This is a genomic window from Bacillus sp. JST-5 (genome assembly GCF_057747715.1).
Map to the genome: position 1 here is coordinate 17,154 of NZ_JBYLHW010000036.1, position 10,310 is coordinate 27,463.

Annotated in this window: 7 protein-coding genes; 1 reads left to right on the forward strand and 6 read right to left on the reverse strand. The window is 35.0% G+C overall.

Features of this window, described 5'->3' with window-relative positions; all coding sequences use genetic code 11:
* Position 1 precedes the first annotated feature (1 nt).
* Positions 2-1,639, reverse strand: a complete 1,638-nt coding sequence (locus tag AC3ASS_RS08820) for a GspE/PulE family protein (RefSeq protein WP_488283159.1) — start codon at positions 1,637-1,639, stop codon at positions 2-4.
* Between the two features lie 104 nt (positions 1,640-1,743).
* Here AC3ASS_RS08820 and AC3ASS_RS08825 point away from each other — a divergent pair, with 104 nt between their 5' ends.
* Positions 1,744-3,111: a type IV pilus modification PilV family protein gene (locus tag AC3ASS_RS08825; protein WP_488283160.1), complete on the forward strand. Its 1,368-nt coding sequence runs from the start codon at positions 1,744-1,746 to the stop codon at positions 3,109-3,111.
* A gap of 44 nt (positions 3,112-3,155) precedes the next feature.
* Here AC3ASS_RS08825 and AC3ASS_RS08830 read toward each other — a convergent pair whose 3' ends face one another.
* From AC3ASS_RS08830 to AC3ASS_RS08850, 5 genes are all read right to left on the reverse strand, one after another.
* On the reverse strand, positions 3,156-3,656 hold the full coding sequence (locus AC3ASS_RS08830; protein ID WP_488283161.1) for a PulJ/GspJ family protein: 501 nt from the start codon (positions 3,654-3,656) through the stop codon (positions 3,156-3,158).
* Positions 3,653-4,042 carry a prepilin-type N-terminal cleavage/methylation domain-containing protein gene (locus tag AC3ASS_RS08835; RefSeq protein WP_488283162.1) on the reverse strand — a complete coding sequence of 130 codons (390 nt, stop codon included), beginning with the start codon at positions 4,040-4,042 and terminating at the stop codon, positions 3,653-3,655. Before AC3ASS_RS08835 ends, AC3ASS_RS08830 begins: the two co-directional genes overlap by 4 nt.
* Before the next feature lie 71 nt (positions 4,043-4,113).
* On the reverse strand, positions 4,114-5,832 hold the full coding sequence (locus AC3ASS_RS08840; RefSeq protein WP_488283163.1) for a sensor domain-containing diguanylate cyclase: 1,719 nt from the start codon (positions 5,830-5,832) through the stop codon (positions 4,114-4,116).
* Positions 5,833-6,024: 192 nt separating this feature from the next.
* Positions 6,025-7,326 carry a bifunctional folylpolyglutamate synthase/dihydrofolate synthase gene (locus AC3ASS_RS08845; protein WP_488283164.1) on the reverse strand — a complete coding sequence of 434 codons (1,302 nt, stop codon included), beginning with the start codon at positions 7,324-7,326 and terminating at the stop codon, positions 6,025-6,027.
* 154 nt (positions 7,327-7,480) lie between these two features.
* Complete coding sequence (locus AC3ASS_RS08850; protein ID WP_488283165.1) at positions 7,481-10,126, reverse strand: valine--tRNA ligase; 2,646 nt, start codon at positions 10,124-10,126, stop codon at positions 7,481-7,483.
* Between the last annotated feature and the right edge of the window lie 184 nt (positions 10,127-10,310).

A 10,310-nucleotide genomic window follows, 5' to 3' on the forward strand; every position in this document is an offset into this window, starting at 1 on the left:
CTTATATATGACTGATGACTCTCAATACTTCATCGACTGTTGTAACACCGTCCATTGCCTTAAATAATCCATCATCTAATAAAAATTTCATTCCTTTATCTTGACAATATTGATGTAAGGCATCTGTCTTTTGGTTTTCTGAAAGTAAAGATTTAATTTCGGGAGTTAAAACGAGTACCTCATGTATAGCTATTCTCCCTTTAAATCCAGTATGGAAACATCGATTACACCCTTTTCCACGATATAACTTTTCGACTTGCAATCCTCGTTGATGGAATACTTGTTTTTCCATTTCAGTCGGTTTATATGATTCTATACAATCTGTACAAATTTTCCGAACTAGCCTTTGTCCGACAACACCGATTAAGGATGAAATAACTAAATAAGGGGGCAGCCCCATATCTAATAATCGTGGAATGGCTGAAATCGCACTATTTGTATGTAACGTACTTAAAACAAGATGTCCCGTTAATGAAGCACGAATCGCAATTTCTGCTGTCTCTTCATCACGAATTTCACCAATCATGATGATATTTGGATCTTGTCTTAAAATTGAACGTAAACCATTTGCAAATGTTAGACCAATCTGAGGATGAACTTGCACTTGATTAATGCCTTCTAACTCATACTCAACAGGATCTTCAACCGTAATTATATTAACTGTATCTTTATTCAAATGTTGTAACGCTGCGTATAAAGTAGAAGTTTTACCGCTTCCGGTAGGTCCCGTAATTAAAATTAAACCACCCGTGTTGTGAATTAAATGGCGAAATTTATTTAAATTATCATCACTAAAACCAAGTTGTGTGATTTCTTTAAATACATTTTCTAAATCTAGAATACGAATAACAACTTTTTCTCCATGAACAGTCGGTAAAATCGATATTCTCAAGTCCACTTTCGTCTGTTCAACATCAATCTTTATTCTTCCGTCTTGAGGAAGTCTCGTTTCAGTAATGTTTAAGTTTCCTAGTATTTTAATTCTAGCAACGACTGATGGATACATTAACTTAGCAATTACCCTCTCTGTACGTAGCTCTCCGTCGATACGATAGCGAACCGATACGTTATTAGCATGAGGATCAAGATGAATGTCACTTGCTTTCAAATGAATTCCAGCTGCCAAAATTTGATTTACTAACTTAACTGCAGGTGCATCAGACTCACCTTCATTCTCCACAAACACTCCTATTTCTCCCGTCAAATATTCCTCTTTGTCATAAAATTTGTATATGGCATTGATAATTTCTTCTTTTGTAGCGATGACAGGACGAATTTTAAATCCTGTGGACATGGAAAGTTCATCAATTGTAAAATAATCCATCGGATCATTCATAGCCACAGTTAATTCCCGATCTTGTTTTTTAATTGGAAAAACAAGATTTCGCTTCGCATAATCTTTCGAAATATATTTAATTAAATCCGGATCAATCGGAAATCTATGTAATGTAACATGCGGGATTCCTAGCTGAATTTCTAGTACTTCTATGAGCTGGTACTCACTGATAAATTCATTTTCAACAAGTGCATCACCTAGTTTTTGACCTTCTTTTTTATGCTTTAACGTATATGCCAGCTGTTCGTTCGTAATCAATCCTGCTTCTAGTAACAAATCCCCCAAACGCTTTCGATTTTTCATTACCAAATCCCCTTTTAAAAATAAGTAAAATATTCCTTTATTTTCTATTATATAGTAAAATAGTAGTATATTAATATTATTTTCTTCATGAAAAGGGAGAGAAAATGAAAAAAAGATTTGATTCAGGAAATACATTAATCATTGTTTTAATGATATCTACCATTTTATCCATTGGCATTCTCGCAATCTATTCTTTTCTTTTTCAAAATCATTCAACTGAAACTCGCTTATACCACCAACAACAAGTGATACAACTTGCTCAATCGACAATGAACTCCTATATAAAAAATAAAGATACATTTCTTAACAGCGAACTATATACAGGTGGCTCAAAGCCGAATACAGTTACACTACCTGATGAAAGCCAATTATCCTTTTACTCTTATATCATTGATCCAAACGGAATGATAGTAGAAAAAAAACAGCCAATACCTTCTACCTACGAATTTGTTGTAGAAGTGTTTTTTGGAGATGAAAATCACAACAAGAAGAAAGACAGTGGAGAGCGTTTATTTTATACTAAACGGTTGACATTTCATGATGCACTACCTCAAAATTCCGATGTATCGTTAAGAATTGGCAGTGTAGAGAATTGTGATATTTCTCGTTCTACTATCACGATCCATATTCAGCCATCGTACGGGGAATTGGAAGTATTTAAGGCTATTCGTGAGGGTGATACTTATCAAGCTAATTTCTCTCAAACCATAGATGTTTCAATGGTTGGAAATAAAATTATTGATAATGAAAAAAACGAAGCCTCTTTTAAAGTAGATTTAAAAAATGTCAGTCAAGATGTTATTTGTTTACGGGCAAAGGCAGGTTCCAAAACAAGTAGCTGTCAATATCTCGAAACTCCAAATAATATTTGTCAAGGGCTTGTCATTATCATCATTGACGGACAATATATTTACACTCCAATAAAGAATAAAATCGAAACAAGAGGAAAAATGATTATTACATCTGGAGTTGGAAATTATTCTTCAAGCCAAGATATGAAGTATCGAGCCAAGGAAGGAATCGTAATAGAAGAAGGAGTAACGTTGACCATGTCTGCAAAAGGACAAGGCATCATTACTGTGGAGTCAGAAAATGGTGATATCATCATTCATCCATCTACTAAACTTGTTGATCTAGCGAATGGGAATAATAAGGAATACCGCATAAGATTGAATGCACCTCGAGGAATCATCGATATTCGCGGGGCTGAATTTGAATCACAACGGAGCATTTTATTACAAGGAAAATGGATTTACGCTGATGAAGCAAAATTTTTATTAAATAAAAACAAAGAAAATGTTCATTTCGAGTTTGAAGAACAATTACGTGTACCAAAGATGACGGTTGAACTTTCTAAAAATAATGGTAGTGCTACATCCAATCCAAAAGACTCAAATATAATATGCGGAACATTAGCAAAAGGGATGTTAAATAACCTTTCGGACTATGGAATTTGTTCAGCTCCCCAATAACTTTGGGGAGCATCTTAATTTATATTGGTCTTGTCTCAGCCACATTACTTTTCTATGAAACGGAAGGAATGACGAATCTCCTCTTTTCCAGTAATCTTCATCTGTAAGCTAGAAGAGAGAGCCAAATGTTTTCCTTCTTTTAACTCTTTTTCTCCATGCTCAAATAGTCGGATACTATTTATTTCTTTTAATAATAGATTCCCATTTCCATAGGAAAAATTTTCAACGTCGTTACATTGGGATGAATAATAATGTAATGATTGTTGTTCCGAATTTCTTCGTAAAGAAAAGCATTCATTATTTAATGACCGTATGATGATTTCTTCTCCTTGTGTATATTTCAATTCAACAACATTGGATGTCATTTCAAGGACCACCATTTTGGTACGATCGGTATCTCCTTCTTTAATATATTGGTCCAATTTTTCATCGAGGAACGAATCAGCTTGTAATAATACCGTAAAAATCGCTCCAATAATCATAAAAAAGATCGTGATGGCAGCAAGTATTTCAACTAGTGTGATTCCTTTTTCATCCTTAATCACTCATTCCACCCCACAGTGACGACAATCAAGCGTGGCAAAAGATTTGTTCCATTTTGTAATTGGGCAACCCCGGTAATTGCAATTGGTGCTTTCGGTAAATGAGGAGATGAATGAAGGTCAGTATCAAAAACTTCAACACTATATTCATCAATTTTTAATTTCTTTTGAATCGATCCGACAGTCGGAACTGTTTCCATAGACGCAATCTCGTCTAAGGTATCATTTAAAACATCATTAGCAATAACAATTGCCTGTTCACGTATTTTCTCTTTTTGATCAAATAATTGAATATTGCCTGTCAATTGTAGAATGAGAATGATTAAAAGTGAAAAGATCGTGATGGAAGCTAATATTTCTATAAGTGTAAATCCTTTCTGATTCCTCATTCGAAAACTCCCCTGTCAACAATTTCTACTAGATCCTTATAAATAAACATCCAAGTAGACGACTACTTGGATTAACTTCCATATTGCGCAACTTTATTTCTGCCGACTTGTTTTGCACCGGTATATAATGCACGGTCTGCATATCTGATTAATGATAAATGGTCATCCGTATCATCCGGTGCGGCTGACACGCCAATGGATGCCGTTATTCTTACCGTTAATCTTCTTCTAACTTCCGCCAAATCATCATATAATACAAATTCACGTTCTGCGATGGTGGAACGAATATGTTCAGCAAGTTGAAATGCCTCTTTTTTGGAGTAATTCGGTAATAACAGGGCGAATTCTTCTCCTCCATATCTTGCTAATGTACCTTTATTAGCAAGAATGGATGTCAATAGTTGAGCAAATTGAGCTAAAATTTGATTTCCACTTTCATGACCATATGTATCTTTGATCTTTTTAAAATGATCAATATCAATTAAAATAAGCGCAAGTTTGTCCAATTTTTTAAGTTCTAATTGATCAAATTGCCTTTCTAATTCCGAAGAAAAATAACGATAATTATATAAATTAGTTAACACGCAACGTTCGCTTTCCAATTTCGTTTTTTCATAATGCCTTGCATTTTCTAAAGCAATCGCAAAATAGGAACATAATATTTCAACGATCATTAACATATAATTGGCAAAGTCTTTTTTATTTTTGGATGCTAATAATAAAACACCACTTACCTCCTTATCTTTCATGATTGGTACACATAAAATGCTTTCCACATCCTCTGGCATATACCCGTGGACAATATGTACCCACTCATCTTTCGAATGGAATAATACTGCCTTTTTCGTTTCCCACACAAGGCCAGAAATGCCTTCTTTTCTTTTCATCGGTTCAATTTGTAAATCTACTTGTTTTCCATTCTCATAACATTTGATGACCTCTAACGTGTCATCATTAACCGCATCTAAAACGTATAAATAATCGACTGGCAACATTTTTGAAAGCCGATCGATAAAGACATCCAACACTTCATTTCGATTGAGCCGCTCTGTCATTTGACGACCAATTTCCACAGCCTTTTTCAAATAATAATTGATTTTTTCAGTAGAATTATAGGTTTTTAAAATATAAGAAATACATAAATAAGGAAGTCCTAATATAATTACACTATATAATCCCATGGAGTTATATAAATAAAAAAGCGAGATGCTAATCGGAAAGACTACAATGATAGAAACAACTTCCCAAATTAAATCACGAGTGAAAATAGTTGGTTTCTTATTATGTACCCACTTAGTTATCATCATGAGCAATAATTGATTCAAGATGAAGTTGACGATTAAATAAACGGCTAAAAGACTTAATGAATAAAAATTGTTAATTTCATAGTTTTCATGTGTTCCTCCTAGACCATAGAATACAAGTGCACTTCCAATGGACATAAAGAGAAACATAATCGAGTTTAGTGGTAATCGATATAAATCATTTTTATTAACGCCTAAATTCCACAAAAGAACGATGACAGATAGTTGAAGCACTAAAATTTCAACTGCTAAACCAAATTCTAAAAAAATAACAAGCGAAATCCACTGAACAAAATAAATGGGAATGCCGTTAATAACTATTGGTATAGAGGAAGAGATAAGAACTAAAAGTGCAAAACATATAACATCTGGAATTCTTCCTTCTATTAAAGGTGGAGAAATGATGAATGAAAAAATGATGGAAATCGGAAAAACAACCGCCCATATAATCCATATCGTATATCTTTTTGCTTTTCCAACATTCATCCATCCTTCCCCCCTTTTTTGATTCATTTTATCCGAACACAAAATATTCAGAAAATTAAATGTAAAAATTATAAATGCAATATAACAAGGTGGAGTCATACCTCCTCCACCTCAAAAGTGAATTTTTGGAAGATGATTCTATTTTATCAAAAAACACGACATTTGTCACAGGTATGATTTGATTCTTTTTTCCTATTTTTTATTTTTTAAATATTTTCTCACATTGGAAATAAAATATAATGATCCAGTAACGACAAGGAGATCTCCATTTGTTAAATTTTTGATGGAACCATCTAAATACTCTTTCCAATCTATTACTAATCGTTTTTCCTTTGAATTCGATTTTTCATATAATTTGTCCGCTTTCGATGCGCGTGGCATATCTATTTCTGTAAATGCGATAGATTCAGCGTACTCATCTAGTTTTCGAATCATTTCTACTATATTTTTATCGTCTAAAGCGGTAAATAGAAAATGAATTTTTCTATCTGGATAGTGATGTATAATCGTCTCTAACAAGCGTTCTATTCCTTCTGGATTATGGGCTCCATCTACAATCACTAATGGATGTTCATTAAGTACTTCAAATCTGCCTGGCCAGTACATGGATTGGATTCCGTTTCGAATATGTTCTTCTTCGATGAGAAAGGCAAAAAAAGTTTTCAAATAAACGGCTGCCATAACGGCTAAACTAGCATTTTCCGTTTGATGTTTCCCTTTCATCGTTGTTATTAAGTCATGATATGTTACAAATAACGATTGAAAAGAGAATTGCTCGCCTTCTTGAGTCGGTTTATAGTTTTGAATGGCAAAATGATCACCTAAAACAAATAAACGAGATTTTTTTTCAAGCGCAGTTGCTATAATCACTTCTAATGCTTCTTCGTTGTTTGTACCAGTGATGACCGGAACACCATTTTTAATGATACCTGCTTTTTCCTTCGCAATTTCCTGTAAGGTTGATCCTAATATATTCGTATGATCATACCCTACATTCGTGATAATGGAAAGCATCGGATGAATAACATTCGTTGAATCGAATCGTCCACCTAAACCAACCTCAAAAATAACGACATCTACTGGTTGCATCATTCCAAAATAGTAAATCGCCATCGTTGTGATGATTTCAAATTCTGTCGGTCCACCTAATTCTGTTTTTTCCAATTCATCCGCCAGTGGCTTTATCTTATTAGCTGCAATAAGAATATCCTCATCTGAAATAGGACGACCATTAATACTAATCCGCTCATTAAACGTTTCAATATAGGGAGATGTAAAAGTCCCAACCATATACTCTGCTTCTTGTAAAATTGAGCGTAAAAACGAAGTTGTCGATCCTTTTCCGTTTGTCCCACCTATATGAATGGATCGAATATTTCTTTCAGGATGTCCCAATTGTTCTAACATCCATTCCATACGTTTTAGTCCTGGTTTCATTCCTAAACGCAACCGACTGTGAATCCAATGTAATGCTTCATTGTAAGTTTGAAACATTGTGCGTCCCCCATTTCTCTGTTCATAAGATGGGCTGTCCAAAATCGAAATTCGGACAGCCACACTCCTAATCTTCGGCAATTATAATTTAAACCGAAGAATTTTGATTTTTCAATGGAAAAGCAAGGTGGAAATCCCTTGCTTGAAAAGATAATTAAATATTTTTTAATTCCTTAATTCTTTCTTGAATAATTGCTTGTTTTTGTAAATAATCTTTTTCTTTTGCTCGTTCTTCTTCTACGACTTTTTCAGGTGCTTTTTTCACAAATTGTTCATTGCTTAATTTTTTCTGTACACGTTCGACTTCGCTGTTGATTTTCTTCAATTCATTTTCTAAACGAGCAATCTCTTCTTCGATATTGATTAATCCTTCTAGTGGGAGGATAATTTCTGCACCAGATATAACGGCTGTCATCGCTTTTCCTTCTGAGCTTGCATCAAGAGAAATCGTTAATGTTTCTGGGTTGCAGAAACGCTCAATATAAGATTGGTTTTCTGTTAATACTTTCAACACTTCTTCATTTTGCGGCTTCACCATCATTTTAATCTTTTTACTCATAGGTGTTTGTACTTCGGCACGAATGTTTCGAACGGCACGAATCACTTCCATAAGTAGTTTCATATTTTGTGAAGCTTTCTCATTTGTTAAACTTGGATCAACTGTTGGCCAAGCAGCAACAGTAATGGATTCTCCTTGATGAGGGAGATTTTGCCAAATTTCTTCTGTAATAAATGGCATAAATGGATGCAACAATCTCATTGTTTGATCAAGGACATAAGCTAAAACAGAGCGAGTTGTCTTCTTCGCTTCTTCGTCCTCTCCGTATAATGGAAGTTTCGCCATTTCAATGTACCAGTCGCATAAATCATCCCAGATAAAGTTATAAAGCGCACGGCCAACTTCACCAAATTCATATTTGTCCGCTAGCTTCGTAACCGTTTCAATCGTTTCATTTAATCTCGTTAAAATCCATTCATCTGCAACAGATTTTTTACCTGATAAATCAATTTCTTCGTATGTTAATCCGCCCATATTCATTAAAGCAAATCTTGATGCATTCCAAATTTTATTAGCAAAGTTCCATACAGACTCCACTTTTTCCATACTAAAGCGTAAATCTTGACCAGGTGAACTTCCTGTTGCTAAGAAATAACGTAAGGAATCGGCACCATATTGTTCGATAACATCCATTGGGTCAACGCCGTTTCCAAGTGATTTACTCATTTTTCTTCCTTCTGCATCACGAACCAACCCGTGAATTAATACATCTTTAAACGGACGTTTTCCGGTAAACTCTAATCCTTGGAAAATCATTCGGGATACCCAGAAGAAAATAATATCGTATCCAGTCACTAATACATTTGTTGGATAGTAGCGTTGATAATCTTTCGCTTGGGTATCAGGCCATCCCATCGTTGAAAACGGCCAAAGTGCTGAACTAAACCATGTGTCTAGTACGTCTTCATCTTGAACCCAATTTTCAATATCTTTTGGTGGTTCATGATCAACATAAACTTCCCCAGTTTCTTTATGGTACCAAGCTGGAATTCGATGTCCCCACCATAATTGGCGAGAAATACACCAATCTCTTATATTTTCCATCCAATGTAAATACGTTTTTTCAAAACGCTCAGGAACAAATTGAACTTTATCATTTGTCTTTTGTAACTCAATTGCTTTTTCAGCAAGCGGCTTCATTTTAACGAACCATTGGGTAGATAAATATGGCTCAACAACTGCACCGCTTCGTTCCGAATGACCGACAGAGTGAACATGGTCTTCAATTTTAATTAAATATCCTTGCTCCTTTAGATCATTCACGATTTGTTTTCTACATTCGAAACGATCTAAGCCTTGATATTTCCCAGCTTTCTCATTCATCGTTCCGTCTTCGTTCATAACTAATATTCTTTCTAAGTTATGACGGTTTCCGATTTCAAAATCGTTCGGGTCATGAGCTGGTGTGATTTTTACTGCCCCAGATCCGAATTCCATATCTACATAATCATCAGCAATAATTGGAATTTCACGACCAACGATCGGTAATTTCACTGTTTTCCCAATTAAATGTTTATAACGTTCATCTTCTGGATAAACAGCTACAGCCACGTCACCAAGCATTGTTTCCGGACGAGTAGTTGCGATTTGAATATAACCAGAACCATCTGTTAAAGGATATTGAATATGGTAAAAAGCACCTTTTACATCTTTGTAAATAACTTCAATATCAGATAAAGCTGTTTTTGTCACAGGATCCCAGTTAATAATATATTCCCCACGATAAATGAGACCTTTTTTATAAAGGGATACAAACACTTCACGTACAGCTTTTGATAGGCCTTCATCTAATGTAAATCGTTCCCGGCTATAATCAAGTCCTAAACCAAGTTTTGCCCATTGTGAACGAATGTGTCCGGCATATTCTTGTTTCCATTTCCAAGTTTCTTCAACGAATGCCTCTCTACCTAAATCGAAACGAGTTTTCCCTTCGTTACGAAGTTTTTCCTCAACTTTTGCTTGCGTAGCGATTCCTGCATGGTCCATTCCAGGTAACCATAATACATCGTAACCTTGCATTCGTTTCATTCTCGTTAAAATATCTTGTAACGTCGTATCCCAAGCATGACCTAAATGAAGCTTTCCTGTAACGTTTGGTGGAGGGATAACAATCGTAAATGGTTCTTTATCAGGATCACTTGTAGCTTCAAAAAATTTTCCGTTCACCCACCAATCATATCTTCCTTCTTCTACTGATTTCGGATCATATTTTGTCGGCATTTTTAATTGTTCCGTTTCCATCATCATATCCTCCTTTTTTCTGCAAATCGAGTAGGAGGGAGCGATTAACTCCCGTCCTCTCACACCACCGTACGTACGGTTCCGTATACGGCGGTTCAATTAAGATAATTGACGCAAGTCTTTATAACTTCCGTGAATAGCTGTTCTCTTTATGCCAGTGGTCACTCCACCCTCCAAGAGGTCT